This is a genomic window from Micromonospora antibiotica (assembly GCF_017599305.1).
In the GTDB taxonomy this organism is placed as follows: domain Bacteria; phylum Actinomycetota; class Actinomycetes; order Mycobacteriales; family Micromonosporaceae; genus Micromonospora; species Micromonospora antibiotica.
In genome coordinates this window covers 267361-286300 of sequence record NZ_JAGFWR010000005.1, presented here as the reverse complement: position 1 = coordinate 286300, position 18940 = coordinate 267361, and the positions used below count along the sequence as shown (strand labels likewise).

The window sequence follows — 18940 nt, the reverse complement described above, 5'->3', positions numbered from 1 at the left end:
GAAGCCGTCGTGGAGGCAAACGATGAGGGTTCGGCGGGTCATGGTGTCGTCAGCAGGCTGGTGGCGTGCTGGCGGATCGTGGCGAGGTCGACCGCCGGGAGCCGGTGCCACGAGGCGGCCCGTAGTTCCGCGGCGAGCGCTGGGTGCGTGCGGCCGATGGCCGCTGGCGGGTCGGTGTAGAAGTCGGCCAGCCGGGCGAGGCTGGACGGGGTGCTCCATGGGTGGTCGGGGGTGAGCCGCTCGGCGCGGCGGGCCAGGCTTGTCTCCGGGCTGCACCCGACGATGAGGTACGCGTCGGGAACGGCAAGATGGCCGAGGGCCAGGTGCCCGTACGCCCATGACGCGCGGCGGGCCAGGAGCGCCTGGTCGCCGAGCGACGCGGCGTACGCCAGCGCGGAGAGCCAGTCACGGTCGCTGAGGACGGGCCCGCCGTGGGACGCCGAAGTGATGTGGCGGTGCTTGAGGAGCCAGTTCGCCTGGTGCGCGTCGTCGTCGCCGACGTGCGGATGGTGCGGGACCGGAATCGTGATCCCGCCGGGGGTGACGTACTCGCCGACGACGGCGTACCCGGCGGCCGCGAGGGTGTTCGCCGTGGTGGTCTTTCCGGAGCCGGGCATGCCTTCCAGGACGACGAGCCGGCCCAGTCGGGCGTGATGGCTAGAAGAGCGTCTCGGGAACGTTCTGCTCATGGGTTCCTACCAGGTTCAGGGCGCGCATCGGGGGTGCGGCGGCACCGCGTACGTCCGCGCTGGTCAGGGTCCAGCCGGCGAGCGTGCGAGTGTTCAGCAGGCCCGGTCCGGCGATCGTGTCGAGGATGAGGTCGCTGCCAGCGACCGCGCTGATCCGGCCGACCAGCGTCACGTCGACGCGAAGCGGCCCGATCTCTCGGGCGGGTGAGGATGGCCGTGTGTTGAGGCCGTAGGTGTCGGCCAGGTCGCACATGCGCGGCCTGGCGACGGTGAGCCGCGCGTCCCCTGCGATCTGCGGCACGGTGCGGTGCCACGCGTCGCGGAGCTGCGCGATGCGCTGCTGCGGCTCGCCGAGGTGCCACCACGCGCTGACCTTCCGGTCTCGGCGGACTGATTCGCCGAACTCGCCGAGCCCAGAGATCAGCCTTTCGGCGCGACGGACAGCGGGCAGCGGTCCTTCGGCGAGCCAGGTGAAGGCGACGGCGGCCTGCTCGGTGAGCCGGTCGTTGCCGCGGTCGACGGCGGTGAGACCGACCTTGATCAGGCCGGGCGCGAACCAGGCGAGGTACAGCCCGAAGGTGCGAGGGTCGGTCAGATCGTCACCCCTGGCGAACCGGCGGCCGGGGTCTGCTGCTTGGCAGGGCGGGCACTGGCTGGCGGAGGCGTCCACCTCGATGGGGTGTCGGTGGGGGCACAGTTGCTGCCGCCGGGTTTCGCCGTTCCAGGTGCCGATGCAGCGGCGCGGCCCGTGCAGGTTCCAGCCGACGAGCTGGCCGAGCGAGAGCGGCTGCTGGCGGATCGTGCCGTCGGACGCGGCGAGCGCCAGCGTGGCGCTACCCGAAGTCCAGACAGTCCCGGTAGCGAGCAATCCGGTGCTCGGCTGCGACACGGTCGTACCTCCCGTACAGGTCGTCGCGGGTGTTTTCGCTGATCAGGTGGGCCAGGTCGCAGAGCGCGTCCCCCGGAGAGTCCGGCATGTGCAGGTGGTTGCGCAACACGTCGCCGTCGGCGAGTTGTGCCCGGATGCCCAGCTTGAGGTCCTTCGGGTTCCGGGCGGCATCGCCGTTGAGCAGCAGGGCGTACACGGTGACCGGGCTGCTGGTGAGGTAGTCGTCCTGCCGGGCGACGTACTCTGCGCCGTACGCGTCGGGGTAGAGCCTTCTGGCATCGGTGGCCGTCAACGTTCTCGTGGTGACGGCGGTGACCAGGTGGTCGCGGCTGAGCGCCTGCAGCACTGCGGGTGCGTCGCCGCCGGGCTTGACCATGGCGACGCTGGTGCGCAGTGGCGGCCAGTCGGTGTCGCCGCCGGCTGCGCGCATCAGCTTCGCCCAGTCGACGAGGCAGGTGCAGGGGCTCTGCGTCAGCGAGTCCGGGTGCCGCACCGGGCCGGCTTGCGTCAGGGCGGTGGCCGTGTCGAAGCACCTTCCGCATGCCCCGGGGTGCGCCCACACCCGCAGGCCGAGGTCGGGCGCCGGTGTCTGGGCGCGGTAGCAGACCCACCAGATGTCCCACGGGCTGTCGGCGCGGACCGGCGCGACGTGCGCACCGATCAGGTGGGACTCGGTGACGTAGGCGAGCAGGGCCGCGACCCTGGCGCGGTACGCCGGGGCGGTCATGCGAGCAGCCTGCGTACGGTGGCGGAGACGTCCGGGGCCTCCGCGAGGTCCAGCTCCGCCCAGTGCAGTCCGGGCACCGGGGCGTGCAGCAGCACCTGGTCGAGGAGGTGACCGGCGATGGCCTCCGTGGTGGTGTTAACCACCGGCAGGACGGCCACCGCGAGGGCGGGCAGGGTGTAGTCGCCGAACCGCACCTGGTCGGGCACGCTCAGGTCGACGCCCGAGGCCCGGCCGGCGACCAGGGTCCGCCGTCGCAGCGGTGCGATAACCCTCCGCAGGGTCGTCTTCACGGGCCCGAAGTCGGTCACCATGCCGTTGTCGTCAGCCTGGCCGGCCAGCCGCAGCGTGACTACGAAGGTGTGCCCGTGCAAGGGCTCGTAGCCGTCGGCGTGTAGGCCGGCGTGCGCGGCGCAGAAGCTGAACTCACCGCCGCGCAGCACGATGACAGCGGTCACCGGCCGGCCCCCGCGTTGACGAAGGAGTAGAACTCCGACCGGGTACGCGGGTCGTCGAGCACAAGCCCGCGCAGCGCCGACGTGATCGTCAACGTGCCGGATACCTGTGCACCACGCAGCCGCATGCACATGTGCTCCGCGCGTACCACCACCCCGACACCCTTCGGCCGGAGAGTCTCCACCAGCCAGTTCGCAATCTGGCTGGTCAACCGCTCCTGCACCTGCGGACCCCGAGCGAACAGCTCAACGCCACGGGCCAACTTCGACAGACCGATGATCTGGCTACCCGGCAAGTAGCCGAAGTCCACGCTGCCGACGAACGGCAGACAGTGGTGCTCGCACACGCTGGCGAACGGGATCGCCTGCTGCACGATCAGCTGGTCGCAGCCTTCCTCGTTGTCGAAGGCGGTAGGGGTAAACTGACGCGGGCTAGCCAGATCGGCATACGCCTTCGCCATCCTGTGGGGGGTGTCCCGTGTCGACGGGGTGTTGAGGTCCCAGCCCAGGGCGGCCAGGAACGCGCGGGCGGCTTCCTCGGCGGCGACCAGGTCCCGGTCCGGCCGGACGACGGCCGGGGCGGTCACCGGTGGCCCCGCTCGATGACCACGGCGACGTCGTCGGCGAACCGCAGCGCGCCGGGCTTGGACACCCGCACCTTGGCGTACGGGGCGTGGTGATCGTCCACCAGGTGCGTCGCGATCGCCTCTGCCAGCGCCTCGATCGTGTGGTACTCGGACTGCTGGACCAGGGCGATGACGCCCTTGGTGGCGGTGCGGTAGTTCCACACCTCCGTGACGTCGTCGACGAGGGCAGCCGGCCGTGCTTCGGTGCCGATGGCCAGGTCGATGACCAGGTCGCTGAGGTCACGACGTTCCTCGGCGCGTACGCCGATGATGCAGCGGAGCCGTAGCGCCGTCACTTCGATCAGATCCACTCTGCACTCCCGGGTCGAGACCGTTCACCCCATCCACCCCGCGGTCACATGAGGCAATCAGGGTGTAGCGGGCTGTGTAGATTGACCGTACGAGTGCGCGATCAGATCCCCACGGGGTTGCCCCATGCCAGCAGCGAGGCATATCGCCAAGGAGCGAAGCACCGTGAGCGACAATTTCCGTACCGAGCTGCGCCGCCGGAGGCTGGAAGCCAACCTCTCCCTGCACCAGCTCGCCGAGCTGGTCCCCTGCGACCAGGGGTACCTGAGCAAGGTCGAGAACGGCCACCGACGGCCCGGCCCGGACATGACGGCCAGCCTCGACCAGGCCCTCGGTGCCAACGGCGCACTGTTCGCCCTGGCGAGCGAAGAACAGGAAGGCGGTGAGGACGTGCGGCGGCGAACGGTACTTCAGGCCCTCAGCGCGGCCGGCATGGCGGTAGCCGGCTGGCCCCTCCCCTCGGCGGAAACGCCCCGCAGAGTCGGCATAGACCACGTCACCGACATCACCGACACCACCGCCGTCTACCGAGGCTGGGTGTCCCGCCACGGCGGAGCCGCCGTTCAAAAGCCGGCCGCGCAGTTGCTCGATCGGGCCGCCGCCATGCACACCGCTGCCTCCGAGCCGAAGGTCCGAACCGCGCTGCTCGTCGCGATCGCCGACCTCGCCGGGCTCGGCGCCTACATCGCCCGCGACATCGGTGACCACCGCAGTGCAGACGAGCACGCCTGGCTCGCCCTGTCCGCCGCCACCGCCGCCGGCAACACCGCGCTCGGCGGCCATACCGTGGTCCGGATGGCGGGCCACAACATCGAACTGCGCCGCCCCGAGAAGACGCTGTCGCTGCTGGACGCAGCCGCAAAGCGAGCCGGTGACCTGTTCACCCCGGGCGACCGCGCCAACCAGTCGTGCATCCGAGCCTGGGCGTATGCGCAGGTCGGTGACGCCGACATGGTGCGTCGTGCTGTGGGCGACGCCGAGGATGCGTTCACGCGTGTCGACAACACGGGTACGCCAAACTGGGCAGCGCAGCACGTCACCGAAGCGGAGCTTTACAGCCTCTCCGGTGCCGCCTACACCGACCTGGCCCGTACCAACCACCGGTACGCCGACGCGGCCATCGAACGCCTCAACCAGGCCCTGGACTTACGCGGCGTGTCTCTGGCCCGCAACCGCGTCCTCGACCAGCTCAGCCTGGCCGAAGCGCTGCTGTATGCCGGCGAGTTCGACGAAGCCGGTCGCGTCGCGCTCGCAGCGACGGAGGCAGCAGGCGACATCCGTTCCGGCAGGCTCTCTCTACGCTTCGCCGGGCTGGCCCGCCGTATGCAGCCCCACGCCCGCAAGGCGGCGTCTGTGACGGAGTTCGTCACGGCGCAGGGGACTGTAAAACGAATGTGAGACAGAGCCGAAGACGGTTATGCCGCTTGGGATGCCCTCGGCTTCCGCGAGCCCTTGCCCGGCATCACCCGAGACCAATAGGTCCACCTACGCCGCATCGCAGCCGACGCGGGCCTCGGGGTCGGGGCATTGCCCACGACGGCGATCTGCAAGATCACAACTATGGCGGCAACGGCTGAATGATTTCTGAGGGTTGCGGACGGGGACGCACGCGCACGACTGCGAGCAGTCCTCCGCGAGCAACGAGAGCCGGAATCGGGGTCGGGGCGGCTTGTGCACCATCACCAGTGTGCCGACCGGGTCTCCGATGACGTCGGCGGTTCTACACCCGCTGGCGAAGTCCTACGGCGCAGAAGACCCGTCCTGGTTCATGGCGGTGGCCACCGTGGCGTCCCCGCCCCTCGCTGACGCTTCGCATCCGAGCTGCCGCCGGCTGGGCAGCTGCAGACCCGACCCGGTGGGGCGGCGATTTGCGCCAAGTCCTTGCCATGTAGGCCGAGGTGCCCCGGCTGCACCAACCGGTGTGCCAGCATCCCGTTCCCTCGGCGCAAGGGACACGGGGCACCGGCTCATGCCCCCGTTTACCCGAAAACTCCCTCTAGGCGTGACCACCGGTGACAAGCAGTGGCCGTGATCCGGCGACGTTCATGCAGCCCAGTGGCAAGAAGCGACGATCAATGACAAGCCTCAGAGCATGACGGTCGGTAAAAGTTGATAAGTGTTCGGCGGTCGGAGCGGCAGGATCCACTCATCGCTGTCCGTGTCGTAGGTGGTGTGGCCGAGCAGCCCACGCCTGTCGCTACGGCGGAGGGGCAAGCCGCATTGCGGCCAGCGACTCCCGGGTCGGGACTTGGTCAACTATGGTCGCCCTCGACGAAAGTCTCGACCTGCTAGCGATTGTCTAGCTGCTAGCATGTGGATGGAGGATGGGGATGCTCACACTACGTAATACGGGAGACTAGTCCCATGCGCCGCCTCCCTGGTAACCTTCCCCAGTCAGCAATCGATCTCATCCGGTGGGCGGACGCGAGCCAAGCGGCTCCACTAACTCCTGATCGGGTGCCGGGCGCCGAAGGTCCCGAACTGAGCCGCCTCGCCGCACTCGGCGCTCTGGCCCGCGTTCTAGCGCCGTCGATGGTCGAGGCGTGGCCCGAGCCGCTCGCGTCTTGGGCTAGAGATGCCGACGTCGTCGTGGATGAATCAGTGGCAACGGCGGTGCGCGACTCCCTAGAAAAAGGTGACGAAGACGTACTTGCAATCGCCTATGAATATATAGTCAGCGGCGTAAATCGCCGTCAGCTCGGCACTTTCTTCACACCCGCACCCATTGTGCGGTACATGGTCAACCAATCACGACGATTGCTTGCGGGGCCTCCGCGATACGTGGTTGATCCTGGTGCGGGTGTTGGAGCATTTACCTTGGCTGCGCTCTCAGCCTGGCGGCGGGCGTCAGTTACGGCTGTCGACGTTAACGTCGTTACGCTTGGCTTGCTTGCCGCGCGGGCTGCTGTGCGGGAGGCTAAGAGCCAGCCAAAAGTAGGCAGATTAACGTTCGCCCCCGCCGACTATCTCGCGTGGTTGCAGGAAGAATGGCCGGGGCTGGAAAGTCCGCGTCTAATTCTGGGAAATCCGCCGTATACGCGACATCAGCGGATGACGGAGAAGGATAAGCAAGCGGCGCGAAAGATTGCAGGGGATCTTATAACGAGTGGGCTAGCTGGCCTTTCCGCTTACTTTCTGGCCGCCACCCTTAATGCGCTCGGCCCGAAGGACGCAGTCTGTTTCCTTCTCCCAGCATCCTGGTGCGAAGCCCGATACGGCCGGGAGATACGCCAATGGCTGTGGGAAGCTCGCCGCAGGCGCGTCGAGGCGCACTTCTTCCCGAGCGAGCTAGAGGTCTTTCCGGGGACTCAGGTAACCGCAATGGTACTACTCATAGGGCCGGTAAAGCGTGTTGACCAGCCCTTCGTGGCCCAACATATCGACTTGCCTGCCGATGACCCGCGAGCTGATGTGGCTCCAGGGCGATCAGTCGAGCCCGACAGGACCGGAAGCTGTCCGGCTACGTTCACCAGTCTTCTTCGTCGTCCTGCGCCGCGCACGGTGTTGGCCACCGTGGCGCTTGGGGAGGTGGCGAAGATTCGTCGCGGCGTAGCTACCGGTGCGAGTGAGTTCTTCTTTGTCTCAGATGCCCAACGCGACGAGCACCGTCTGCCGAGCAATAGTATGCGCCGTGCACTCGTGAAGCCGGCCCACTGCACAGGTGTTCGCCTTGATGTGCGAGCCCATGACGCCCTCGGCCTTGCCGGCCTGCCCCGCTGGCTCTTGGATTTGAACGGATCAGAGCTGGCGGAGACCGACGAGCGAGTGGCGGCATACCTCGACCGTGGCCGGGAACTGGGCATCGATACCAGACACTTGACGAGCCACCGGCCGACAAACTGGTACAAGGTAGAACCGGTGCAAGCGCCGGACTTGTTCTTGGTCCCCGTAGGTAAGCCTTTTCACCGAGTGATCATCAACGACGCGGCGGCCGTGGCCAGCAACAACCTGTACGGAATCTACTTGAGCGAGGACGCGCCCTGGAGCAAGGAAGCCCTGGCCCGCTGGCTACGCTCAGAGGATGGCCAGCGGCCGCTTGCGGAGCTTGCACGTCACTACCACGGAGGGTCGCTCAAGATCGAACCTAAGTCGCTTCGTTGGCTGAGGGTGCCACAGGGGTTGGAGACCCCTCATAGCTGAACTATGCTGCCTTTGCGATCTTGGTAGCGTGACTCTCAACTAACCCGGGAGGTGAGCGGCCACGGCTGGATTCAGCTTCGACACGCACTTGCTGCGCGAACTCGGCGAACTGCTCGTCGGTCGCGAAAGTACCGCACTCCTCGAACTTATTAAGAACGCCTACGATGCTGATGCATCGCAGGTGACCGTTGAGGCGGTTGACCTTGGGAAGTCAGGGGCAGTTCTGCGGGTCGTAGACGATGGAAATGGCATGTCGCGGCAGCGGTTCGAGTCGGCCTTCCTGCGTATCGCTAGTCGCGTGAAGGAAGCGGACGACAGGCGGTCGCCGAACTATCGTCGCCGCTATACGGGCCAGAAGGGCATCGGCCGGTTGGCGGCGCACAAGCTTGCGGCCTGGCTGGGTGTCACGAGTGTTCCTCGGATCAAAGACGATCAGCAGCGGGGGGAACCGGATTCTGTCGGAGTCCGAGCTGTCTTGGACTGGGACCTCATCGAGAAGCAGGAGAACCTGGATGATCTTGCTGAAGGGCTGAATGTTGTAGGTTTGCCGTCTTCTCCCGGCGTGGCGCATGGGACGGCGTTGGAGCTTCGGCGATTGCGGAGCTCCTGGACTGACCGGCAGTTGGCTACGTTCGTTACGGAATTGAGGTCTGCGCAGCCTCCACGCGCCCTGACCGATCCCGCGTGGCTGTCTGCCGCCCCCGCATCTCCACCACTAATCCGGCACCCAATTGTGCGGGATACGGGCCACGATAGGGATCCTGGGTTTCGTGTACGACTCACCGGGGACCTTGACATAGGTGATGATCTATGGCAGCGTGCCGGAGATGATTTTGAATGGCTGTTGGAGATCGACGCTACAACGGAAGAGGTCCAATACCAGATTACTCCTCTGCGCCGGTATGCGGAGGCTGAACCGGAGGCTCAGACATACCGATTTCAGAGAAGAGCCTCGCTAGTAGGTCGCCCGCGCTTTCAGGCTCGCGTTCTGACGATGCCGAACGCGAGCACCCGACGCGGTCCGCTATCCGGTTTCGTACGCTCCACCAGCGGTGTGCGAGTGTATTTAGAGGGCTTTAGGGTTTTGCCGTACGGAGAGTATGGCGATGACTGGCTCGGTATCGACCGTGACTATAGAGGTGGTCCAAGATTCTACGCGATCGATATCGACGCTGAGGCCAGTGATCAAATCGAAGTCGATCGAAAAGAAGGCCTTGTTGCAACCGGCAATACGGGCTATTTTGGCGCTGTTTTTCTGACCGAAGAAGGTGCTGGGGGACTCCGCAGTCTGGTTAACCGAGAGGGGTTCGTTCCCGACTCAGCATACGAAGCTCTTGTAGATCTGGTTCAAACTGGCATCCGCCTGAGCGTACGCGTCCGCAGGTCGGTGCTTCTTCGCATCGGGGAACGCCAGCGACAACGCCAGGAGGCCGAGTCCGCCGCCCAGCATGCGGCAGTGAAGACCAGCAGGCCATTCCCGAACCCTGCTCATCAAGCTACCCACCCGGACGAGCCGGCCCCACAAGAGCTCGAAGCGGAACCTGGATCAAAATCGGACAGTCAGGCCAACGAGAGGAACGAGCAAGACGGGAGCGGCGGAGCCGGCTCTACAGTCGATACCCGAACCGAGGCGCGGTCCGCTGACGCCCTGCAACCCTCTGTGCGCCCGGCAAGGTTTAGGCGCGTCGTCGAGGAAGCGCATCGAGCAGTGACCGCGCTGCGAACGGCAACGACTCCCGTGCTAGATGCCGTGACAGCGGAAGCAATTGCCGCGGGATTCGAGGTGGCCGAGTCCGAACTTGTTCGCCTGCGTGAAGTCCAGCCGGAGCTTCGAATACTCGCCAGCGTCGGCCTTCAGCTCGGGGCTTTCGTGCATGATATTAATGGAATGCTGGGGCAATCGCGGACCGTAAAGGAGCTGCTTGATCCGCTCGCCTCAGATCCAGGGCTCAGCCGGCAACAAGCCGCACGCGTACGGCGCGTTATCCGCGCGCTCGATGATTTGACTCATACCCTGGCTCGGCAGAGCAGCTACCTTACAGACGTTCTCGTGGCCGATCCTCGCCGTAGGCGATCACGGGTGCTCGTAACCGACCGGCTTGATGTCGTACGCAGGCTCCTTGCTGATCAAGTTGTGCGTCTGGAGGTGACAATCGAGGATGCTCTGCCGGCAGATCTGAAGACACCCCCTATGTTTCCTGCAGAAGTCGGCGTGATGCTCACCAACTTGCTCACTAACGCCGTCAAGAACGCGGGATCGCCAGGCGTTGTCCACATCACCGGAAAACCGCTTGGCGTCCGAGGTGCCACGATCTTTATCCACAACACCGGCACGGCCATTGACCTCGAGGATGCAGAGCGCTGGTTCCTGCCCTTCGAAAGCACGACGGTCGAGGTCAATGAAGTATTAGGCCAGGGGCTCGGGCTGGGTCTACCAATCACCCGAGCGCTGGTTGAGGATTACCGAGGCTCTATTCAATTCGTTCAGCCTCCGCCGGACTATGCTACTAGCATCCGTGTCGATCTCCCCGACCCTCAGGAGCGTCGATGACTAAACCCCTCCCTGCGAATTTCGATGGTGCACGTGAACCTTTGGTGATCATCATCGATGATGAAGATCAGGACGACTTCGCCGAGCTTATCCGTGATCAAGGAGTCGAGGCCGTCTCGCTCAAGCCGGATGATCTTGAACCTGAGCTGCTAAACAGGGCCACAACCCTGGTGTTGGATCAATATCTCGACACATGGCCGGGTCGTGATCAGCACGGTCTTCCGCTCGCGCTTAGTGTGCCCGACGGACTCGCACTCTCAGCTGTACTCCGCTCGCATGTCGAAGGTATTCGCTCCGATACGCAGTCACGCCCCGCTCCAGTAGCGATCATGCTTCGAACAGGCGAGCTGGATAGGCTGGGCGTCGGCCTCCCTAAGGCTGCGCGCGAGTATCTCCTTGCTCGACAGTACAATCTGGAATGGGTTTTCAATAAGGGCGAAGAGCCGCTGCCCAACATGCCGTCGCCGGCCCGTCGCGTTGCTGCCGTCGCTCGCGCCACCAGTACGTTGCCGGCGAATTGGGGTCCTGGTAGCCAGGATCCCGGTCTACATTGGCTCGCACTTCCCGACGTTGCCTGGGCCGAGGACGCCCGCTGGCAGATTGAACAGTGCCGGCCGCCCCAACATGTTGTCGCAGAGAGGACCGCCGGCTTAGCTTGGCTGCGGTGGTTCCTGCAGAGGATCCTTCCCTTCCCCACGTTTCTACTCGACCGGACACACTTGGCGGTAACGCTAGGACTCGACATGGCCTCCATCGAGGATGTCCTGAGCAGCGAAAGTCCGCTTGCTGTACGGCTCGATGAGTTGAGATACGGTGGTCCGCTCGGCGAATTTCTCGGCGAGAGGTGGTGGCGGGCAGGATTGAGCCATCTCGTGGAACAACTGCTGGAGGCTAACCCCGAGAACGGCTCGGACCACATCCAGGCCATCGCGGCCGCGGCGGCAGCTTCGCACGGCCGCCCTCTCAAAGCGATCAAGGTCGAAGACCCTGTCGTCGGAGTCAAAGCCGACTATTCTTCGCTATCTGTTCCCCTCAGCGCGGCCTCGGCTGTCCGTCTACAGCCCGACGACTGGCCGCCCTACGCCGACGACGCTTGGGCGGCACGGGATGTCCTGACCGGAGAATATGTTGATCCGGAACTGCTGGCTCTCGTCGTGTCGACCGACCGTTGGCGCATTCATCAAGACGATAGTGGCGCGCCGAACGAGGGCCAGTATAGTCCTCCTATTCACGAGGAGACCCTGCCTACGAAGGCCATTCGTCCAGAAGGTGGGACGTGTCAGCGGTGAGTCAAGGTCAGGCTATCTCCCGGCATGCTCCTGACCTTGGCGCCGACACGAATTACGTAGCAGACACGGGGCCTTTGCTTTGCTTAGGGGCGAGGGCAGGCAGGCTGCTCCGCGATATCGTCACGGCTCGCTGTCATGGCAAGACTCACTGGGTAGAGGCGGTTCGCGCCGAGCTTGCGCATCAGTCAAGAGGCTCAGGCCCTGTAGCTCTGGCGGCGAGAGCATACAGCGGAAGGGGAGCGTCCTGGCTGACTGCCACCATTTCCTTTACGGCCGCCGATGACCAAGACCTCACTCCGATTTGGGACAGCCTAAAGGCTCTAGCGGCAAGCAAGCGACGGCCTGGTCAGGCCGTCTCGTCCGATCCAAGAGAGCACCTGGGTGAGGCTCAATGCCTGCTGCACGCGAGCCGCTACGACCACACCCTTCTTTCCCACGATAACGACGCCCGTCGGGTCGCCAAGCAACTAGGAGTGTCGGCCGCAACCCTAGTCGATCTGGCTCGACATCTCGTTGCCGAAGAGCGAGCGTCCGCAAGGCAGCTCGCCAACGGCTTCCTGGAGCTGCAGAGAGATGGAATTGACCCGGGTGAGTACATTAGAGGACCGCTCGACTTGATGCCGCGCCGGCGACCACCGATTCCACCGCAGCGACGAGGCTGAGTTGCGTCGCGCTACGCGTTCTTTAATCTCAATGAGTCGCATCCATCGGCGATCGGGCGCTCGCCACGGACGCGGGTGTTCGCATGTGCCCGGTTGGTCACTTTCTGCCGATGCGACAGTTGCGGCCGAAAAGCGGCGCCGTTGCTCGATACAGCCAGGACGAGCAGCACCTGGCGGACCGGGCTCAGCTTTCTACAGCGGGCCGTACGCTGCTGGCCGGTGGTGCCACGGATGGGGCTCGGCGAGCTGATCCGGTTGCCCAGTCGGACAACGGGATCACGGCGGGGTAGGACAGCATGGCGGGACTCCCGGTCGGGGACCCGACTCTCGGTTGATCTGCCGTCCTACCTAGAGTCTCGGGTCCATTGATCACCGGGCCTGCCGCTCGGTCGGATCAGCGGGCGGCCCAGGAATCGGGTGGCGTGCCGCGGATCTTGCGCGAGGACTTGATCACGGACCATCCGAACAGGCCACTGCAGCTACCGCCGATCACCCCGCCAAGGAGCGAGGAGACTCGTAGTCCCAGGGCGATCCCACGGGGACCGCTTCCCCACCTGGTGATGAACCGCTCGCCGAGAACCTTGTTGGCCTTGTTCGATGGCGGGTTCGGGAATCGACTCCACGATCAGCCGTCCCCAGTGCGGGGTAACCTGACCGACCAGCGGCCCTAGGATCCGCTTCGCAGCCGAGTTGCCGACAAGAATGGAGGTCACTAACGACCTCGTGCGCGGTAGCGAATCCTTGAGCATCGATGATCGTTGTTCGCGTCATGGTGGGCGCTGCGATCATGACCAACCGGCGTTTGACGGGCCTGTCCCGCTCCGTGATTGAGGACCTGGTCAGCGAGTTGAGGCCGCGGTGGCAGGCTCAGCACCGTGACCGGCTCGCCTCGCGGATACGCCGTCGCCGGATCGGAGCAGGTGCCAGGCACCGGTTCGGGTTCGTGGATCGGCTGCTGGCCACGCTGGTCCATCTCCGTCACGGGCTCACCCACGACGTGATCGCGGCCTGGTTCGGGGTGCACCGCTCGACGATCAGCCGCAGCATCTCCCAGATCCGCCCTCTGCTGGCCGAACGCGGCTGCCGGGTACGCGACGGTGTCCGGCTCCGGCCCCTCTCCGACGTGGTGGCCCACCTCGGCTACCAGCCGCATGCGTTGATGGACGCCACCGAGGTGCGGGTGCGCCGTCCGGTCGCGGGCCGAGCGGGCCGGGACCGGTTCGTGTCTGGCAAGGCCCGGCTGAACACGATGAAAGCCCTGGTGATCGGTGATCCGCTCGGGCGGTTGCTGTTCTGCGGCGAGACACGTCCCGGGTCGATGCACGACATCACCCAGGCCCGCACCGCCGGACCGGTCGCCCTTCTCCTGAACGCCCCCTGGACGTACAGATCCTCGCCGACGCCGGCTACCAGGGCCTCGGCACCGACACAGGCGGCGCGGTCATCACCCCCAGACCCAAGCCACGCAAACGTCAAACCTCCCTACCACCGAGTGTCATCGCCGCCCACGAGGCGGCCCGCAAACGGCACTCCTCCCAGCGCATCCGAGTCGAGCAGGCCATCGGACACCTCACGAACTGGCGAATCCTCGGCCGCTACCACGGCCGGCGGGAGTCCTTCGACACCACCATCCGCGCGATCGCCGGCCTCCTGTCCGACCACCAACACACCAGCCGCAGCAAGAACACCACCCGGCGGCGTAGGGCCCTACCCGCCGCACCTCACGTTCGGTAAGACGCGCTCATCATCGCGCCACCAACTGTGCACGAGGTCGTTAGTGAACACCTCGCCGAAACTCACTGGGGAGACCGCGTCGCGCTCCAGAAACACCTGCTCGACTGCGCTCACTGCCACCCTCTGCTCGCCCGATTCATCACGTAAACGAGCGACGTCTCAGGTTACCCAGAGGGACAGGCCAGGACTTCCTCCAGGAGGAAGCCACATACCTGAGCCTGGGCTGCCACCGGTGCAGGCTACCGTCTCGATGCCGCCTTGCCCCTGTGACGTCTCGCCGATCGATCATCGAGCAACCTGGTTAGTGACGGCGCGCGTACTTATCAGGTCTGTGCCGCCAGGGCCAACCCGTGGGCCGTGACGTGGTCCTGCAAGACCATGTGCACCGCGCGGCGCATCACGAGTTCCGCTTCGGCGACGGCCAGTGCCAGCGATTCGGTCGGCACCCCGGAGAGCCTCCGGAGCCGACCGTAGGGCTGGCCGTCGCCATGGATCTCGGCGTTGCGTGCCCGGTAGATCTCAGCCATGAAGTCGCTGATCTCAGTCGGGTCCGCAGTAATCTGCGGGTCGTTGCTGAGCATCTGCGCGGCCCCGGCCGCGATCTTGTTCCCCTTGCTCGCCCCGGCGAGGTTCACGCGCTGGATGAACAGGGCCTCGGCGGCGATCGACAAGTCGATCAGCCGGTCGCCGTCGTCGTTTCTCGTGCCGGCGGCGACGAGGCGCCGGATTGCAACCTGCAGGGAGCGGTCCTGCTGAACGGCGGGTAGGCCGAGCGCCAGGTAGACGATGCGGACGGTCTCGGCGTCCTGCGACATCAGGTGAGTCGGGCGGGCGTTGTCAGCTGCACCGAACGATGTCAGCGCGGCACGCGCCCCGCGCACGATGGGAAACTCGTCGTCGGTCTGCGCGTACAACGGACGGGTGGTGATGGCCGAACCACCGCAGACGATCCGCAGCGCTGTGATCAGCCACGACGCGGGCTCAAGCAGAGTCGGAAACTGATCCGTGTCAGGCGGCATCACATCAACATGGCCGGCGACCACCTCAACGACGCGCGACCGGGTTAGCGCCCACTGATCCAGGCGCGAGACCTGCACCCCATTGACACCGCTAGCAGCGACTCGTGGCACGGCGAGCGCGTTGATCGCGTGGTCCATCTGCCCGTCGCTCATCGGCTGCAGGACCAGACCTCCTGGCAGTTCCAGACGAGGCATCGTCGACTCGAATCCGTTAAGCGGCAGAAACTCCACCATCGTGACCGTGGCGGCCCCGAAGCCGAGCTCGAACTGTGCGTACACCCGCCAGAAGACATCCTCGCGAAACTCGTAGCTGCCGGTGGCCAGCACCATCGGCTCGATGACGTGCTGAATGAGCAGCCAGTCGAAGTTGCGAGCGGCTCGGGAGGCGATGGTCCCCAGCAACGCATCGACTCGGGGACCGAGCACCGGGTCCGCAGCGTAGGACGCACGCACGGCTCCCATCTCCGGAATACGGTCGAGCCAGCCGACAATCGGGACGTCCGGCGGCATCAGCCAGGCGCGAGGGCGCAAACCGACGAACGACTCCTGTCCGTAGCGCCACCAGTGCTGATTGTCCGAAAGGCGGTCAATCCGAGGCGATCCCACTTCGCTGGCGAGCCTGCCCAGCACCGCTCGCACGAGCCGTTCGACCGCTGCTGCCCGCTCATCGAAACCTGGACTGGTCACGCCGACCTCGCCTCTCGTATTCCCTGCTGGGACGGCCGGCGTGTTGCCAGCTCTACAGGATCGTCGGCGGCGGCCGACGGCGCAACCAGTTTCGCCTCGGCCGCGTCGAGACATGGAGCTCTTGTCTGGTATCGACCGATCATGGTCGGCTCGTTGATCTGGTGTGCCGGCACGTAGGACGCCCGTTGCTCGGACGGTTGAACGCCAACTACGCCGCGTCCGCTGGAGTGATGGCGAAGCCCAGCCTCCAGGCCAGGTCAGCTACCTTCCGGGTACGCGACCTTGGCGGGATGATGGGTCGCCTGCAAAGGCACCCCCCGGCGGGGCCGCAGACGTCCCGGCAGCCGTCAACGGTGCCCCCCGTTCACCCCTCGAAACCCCTGCCTAGATTCGACGGTCAGTAACAGGGAATGGCAAGGCGACGATTGCGTCTGCACAGGTCAGCGACAGATTCTGCCGATTCTTCGCGCAGTAGCCGCGCCGTCTGCAGTGCAGCCCCCTGGCCGCCCGTCAAGGCTGCGGCGAGGCTCATGAAGGGATCGGCAGCCGGGCGTAGCGGACCTACTACGGTCCACCGCCTTGGCAGTCGAGCGAGGATGCCGGCGCGGATCAGTGATGATTTACCCACTCCCGACGGGCCGACAATGGCGACTATCCGGGTCGCCGGGCTCGGCCCCGACCGCTCGAGTCGGTGCAGCACGTCCCTTGCCTCGCGGTCACGACCAAAGAACACGCCCGCGCGTTCCACCGTGAACGGCGCGAGGCCGGGGTATGGGCTTTCCGCCCCGCGCCACGTGACCGCTGTCCGACGGTGTACGAAGAAGCGCCAGCCAAGCCAGAGGACGACGCAAAGCGGGAGCCACAGGTAGGCGAAATCAAGGACGAGACGCCACGGCCCACGCCAGCTGTCCGTTCGCGCCGTCAGGATGTTGATAGCCACACCTATTGTCGACGACGCGCTGAGACTGACCCTCTAGCGGCGGATTGGGACTGACCCCTCCGAGGCTGGAGGGGTGATCGCATTGGAAGACTGGGCTGAGATCCGTCGGTTGCATCGGGCTGAGGGTGTTCCGATCAAGGAGATCGCGCGTCGGTTGGGTGTGGCGCGTAACACGGTCCGTTCGGCGCTTCGGGCGCAGGCGCCGCCGTCGCGTGAGCGTGGCCCTCGTGGTTCGTTGGTGGACGGGGTCGAGCCGCAGATCCGGGCGTTGCTCGCGGAGTTCCCGCGGATGCCTGCGACGGTGATCGCTGAGCGGATCGGGTGGACGAAGTCGCTGACGATCCTGAAAGACCGGGTCCGGGAGCTGCGCCCGTTGTTCGTTCCACCGGACCCGACCGACCGAGTGGAGTACGACCCGGGCGAGGTCGCCCAGTGCGACCTGTGGTTCCCACCCCAGCCGATCCCGGTTGGCAGCGGGGCTGAGCGGATCCTGCCGGTGCTCGCGATGACCTGCGGGTACTCGCGAGTCACGGACGCGGTCATGATCCCCAGTCGGAAGGCCGGAGACATCCTGGCGGGGATGTGGGAGATCGTGGCCGGGTGGGGCGCCTGTCCACGGACCTTGGTCTGGGACCGGGAGGCCGCGATCGGCGGCACCGGGAAGCTCACGACGGAGGCGGCGTCGTTCGCCGGGACGATCGGGGTGCGCATTCGCCTGGCCCCACGCAGGGATCCGGAGTTCAAGGGGTTGGTCGAGCGGCGCAACGGGTTCTTCGAGACCTCGTTCCTGCCTGGGCGCGTGTTCACCTCGCCGTTCGACTTCAACGTCCAGATCAGCGACTGGCTCGTGCAGCGCGCGAACACGCGCGTCCTGCGGGCGATCGGCTCGATGACGCCCACGGCCAGGTGGGCGGCGGACCGGGCCGCGATGGTGGCTCTGCCGCCGGTGGCGCCGGCGATCGGGCTCACGCATCGGGTGCGGCTGGGGCGGGACTACTACGTGCGTATCGACGGCAACGACTACTCCGTGGACCCTCGGTGCATCGGCAGGTTCGTCGACGTGCTCGCCACCCCCTCCCGGATGGTCGCCTCGTGCGCCGGGCAGGTCGTGGCTGATCACGACCGCGACTGGGGTCACGCCCGCACGATCACCGATCCCGAGCATCAGGCCACCGCCCGGCTGCTGCGCCAGGACTTGGCCGCCCGCCGGCGGCAGGCCTCGACTCGTTTACACGCCGATGGACACGTCGTGGCGATCCGCGCCTTGCCGGACTACGACGCCCTGTTCGGCGTGGACTTCGACCCCCGCCCCAACCTTGAGGCGGTCCAGGAATGCGCAGCCGGAGGAACGTAGATGACCACGACAACGAAGAGTAGACCGACACCGGACGGGCTGGGATCCAAGCTCGCCTACCTCACCAGAGTCCTCAAGACACCCACCATCGGGCGGACCTGGGAGACCTTGGCCGACCAAGCCAGACAGGCGAACTGGTCGCACGAGGAGTACCTCGCCGCCGTGTTGGAACGGCAAGTCGCCGACCGCGAGTCCGCCGGCACGACAATGCGGATCCGCACCGCGCACTTCCCAGCGATCAAGACCCTGGAAGACTTCAACCTCGACCACCTGCCGAGCCTCCGCAAGGACGTCCTCGCGCACCTGGCCACGGCGACGTTCATCCCGAAGGCGGAGAACGTGATCCTGCTCGGCCCGCCTGGCCTGGGCAAGACACACCTGGCGATCGGGCTCGGGATCAAGGCCACCCAGTCCGGCTACTCGGTCCTGTTCGACACCGCGACGAACTGGATCGACCGCCTCGCCCGCGCCCACCACCGCGGCGCCCTGGAAGCCGAGCTGAAGAAGATCCGCCGCTACAAGCTCATCATCGTCGACGAAGTCGGCTACATCCCCTTCGACACCGACGCAGCGAACCTGTTCTTCCAACTCGTCGCATCTCGCTACGAGACCGGCTCCATCCTCGTCACCTCGAACCTGCCCTTCGGGCGGTGGGGCGAGGTCTTCGGCGACGAAGTCGTCGCCGCCGCGATGATCGACCGCCTCGTGCACCACGCCGAAGTCCTCACCCTCGCAGGCGAGTCCTACCGCACCAGAGCCCGCCGAGAACTCCTCGCAAAGGACCGCGACAAGTAACACGAAACGACCACCGGGGGTCAATCCCAATCCGTCGTTAGGGGGTCAGTTCCAGTCCGCCGTTGACACTGTGAGGG

At 65.8% G+C, this 18940-nt stretch carries 15 protein-coding genes; 7 read left to right on the top strand and 8 right to left on the bottom strand.

The features are described 5' to 3' along the window. Window positions 1-38: 38 nt before the first annotated feature. From JQN83_RS13020 to JQN83_RS12995, 6 genes are read right to left on the bottom strand one after another with little or no spacing between them, the layout of a single operon-like run. On the bottom strand, window positions 39-689 hold the full coding sequence (locus JQN83_RS13020; protein ID WP_279632736.1) for an AAA family ATPase: 651 nt from the start codon (window positions 687-689) through the stop codon (window positions 39-41). After that, window positions 658-1578, bottom strand: coding sequence for a DUF2797 domain-containing protein (locus JQN83_RS13015; protein ID WP_208567371.1), 921 nt, complete (start codon window positions 1576-1578; stop codon window positions 658-660). Before JQN83_RS13015 ends, JQN83_RS13020 begins: the two co-directional genes overlap by 32 nt. Then, window positions 1523-2305 (bottom strand): hypothetical protein, encoded by a 783-nt coding sequence (locus JQN83_RS13010; RefSeq protein ID WP_208567370.1) that lies wholly within the window; start codon window positions 2303-2305, stop codon window positions 1523-1525. Before JQN83_RS13010 ends, JQN83_RS13015 begins: the two co-directional genes overlap by 56 nt. Continuing rightward, window positions 2302-2760, bottom strand: a complete 459-nt coding sequence (locus tag JQN83_RS13005) for a 6-pyruvoyl trahydropterin synthase family protein (protein WP_208567369.1) — start codon at window positions 2758-2760, stop codon at window positions 2302-2304. The genes JQN83_RS13010 and JQN83_RS13005 overlap by 4 nt, the downstream gene beginning before the upstream one ends. After that, window positions 2757-3344, bottom strand: coding sequence for a GTP cyclohydrolase I (gene folE / locus JQN83_RS13000; protein ID WP_208567368.1), 588 nt, complete (start codon window positions 3342-3344; stop codon window positions 2757-2759). The genes JQN83_RS13005 and folE overlap by 4 nt, the downstream gene beginning before the upstream one ends. Then, window positions 3341-3694 (bottom strand): dihydroneopterin aldolase, encoded by a 354-nt coding sequence (locus JQN83_RS12995; protein ID WP_208567367.1) that lies wholly within the window; start codon window positions 3692-3694, stop codon window positions 3341-3343. The genes folE and JQN83_RS12995 overlap by 4 nt, the downstream gene beginning before the upstream one ends. A gap of 163 nt (window positions 3695-3857) precedes the next feature. On the opposite strand from JQN83_RS12995, the gene JQN83_RS12990 reads away from it, so the two are divergent. From JQN83_RS12990 to JQN83_RS34325, 5 genes are all read left to right on the top strand, one after another. After that, window positions 3858-5090: a helix-turn-helix domain-containing protein gene (locus JQN83_RS12990; protein ID WP_208567366.1), complete on the top strand. Its 1233-nt coding sequence runs from the start codon at window positions 3858-3860 to the stop codon at window positions 5088-5090. Window positions 5091-6293: 1203 nt separating this feature from the next. Continuing rightward, window positions 6294-7832 (top strand): Eco57I restriction-modification methylase domain-containing protein, encoded by a 1539-nt coding sequence (locus JQN83_RS12985; RefSeq protein ID WP_208567365.1) that lies wholly within the window; start codon window positions 6294-6296, stop codon window positions 7830-7832. An 88-nt stretch (window positions 7833-7920) separates the two neighbouring features. Further along, window positions 7921-10383, top strand: a complete 2463-nt coding sequence (locus JQN83_RS12980; protein WP_208567364.1) for an ATP-binding protein — start codon at window positions 7921-7923, stop codon at window positions 10381-10383. After that, the gene (locus JQN83_RS12975) at window positions 10380-11672 is read left to right on the top strand and encodes a hypothetical protein (protein ID WP_208567363.1); all 1293 of its coding nucleotides are present in this window, start codon (window positions 10380-10382) and stop codon (window positions 11670-11672) included. Before JQN83_RS12980 ends, JQN83_RS12975 begins: the two co-directional genes overlap by 4 nt. Window positions 11673-13085: 1413 nt before the next feature. Next, entirely contained in the window at window positions 13086-14429 is a 1344-nt protein-coding gene (locus JQN83_RS34325; protein ID WP_372444021.1) for a transposase family protein, read from the top strand. On the opposite strand, the gene JQN83_RS12960 is transcribed toward JQN83_RS34325, so the two are convergent. Both JQN83_RS12960 and JQN83_RS34320 read right to left on the bottom strand, forming a co-directional pair. After that, window positions 14392-15774, bottom strand: a complete 1383-nt coding sequence (locus tag JQN83_RS12960; protein WP_307799217.1) for a hypothetical protein — start codon at window positions 15772-15774, stop codon at window positions 14392-14394. The two genes, JQN83_RS34325 and JQN83_RS12960, sit on opposite strands and share 38 nt — an antisense overlap. A 397-nt stretch (window positions 15775-16171) precedes the next feature. Then, complete coding sequence (locus JQN83_RS34320) at window positions 16172-16714, bottom strand: ATP-binding protein (RefSeq protein WP_208567361.1); 543 nt, start codon at window positions 16712-16714, stop codon at window positions 16172-16174. A 73-nt stretch (window positions 16715-16787) separates the two neighbouring features. On the opposite strand from JQN83_RS34320, the gene istA reads away from it, so the two are divergent. Continuing rightward, a complete protein-coding gene (istA, locus tag JQN83_RS12950) occupies window positions 16788-18068 on the top strand; it encodes an IS21 family transposase (RefSeq protein ID WP_208567360.1) in 1281 nt (426 codons plus the stop codon). Further along, window positions 18069-18863: an IS21-like element helper ATPase IstB gene (gene istB, locus JQN83_RS12945; RefSeq protein WP_208567359.1), complete on the top strand. Its 795-nt coding sequence runs from the start codon at window positions 18069-18071 to the stop codon at window positions 18861-18863. The last annotated feature ends 77 nt before the right edge of the window (window positions 18864-18940 follow it).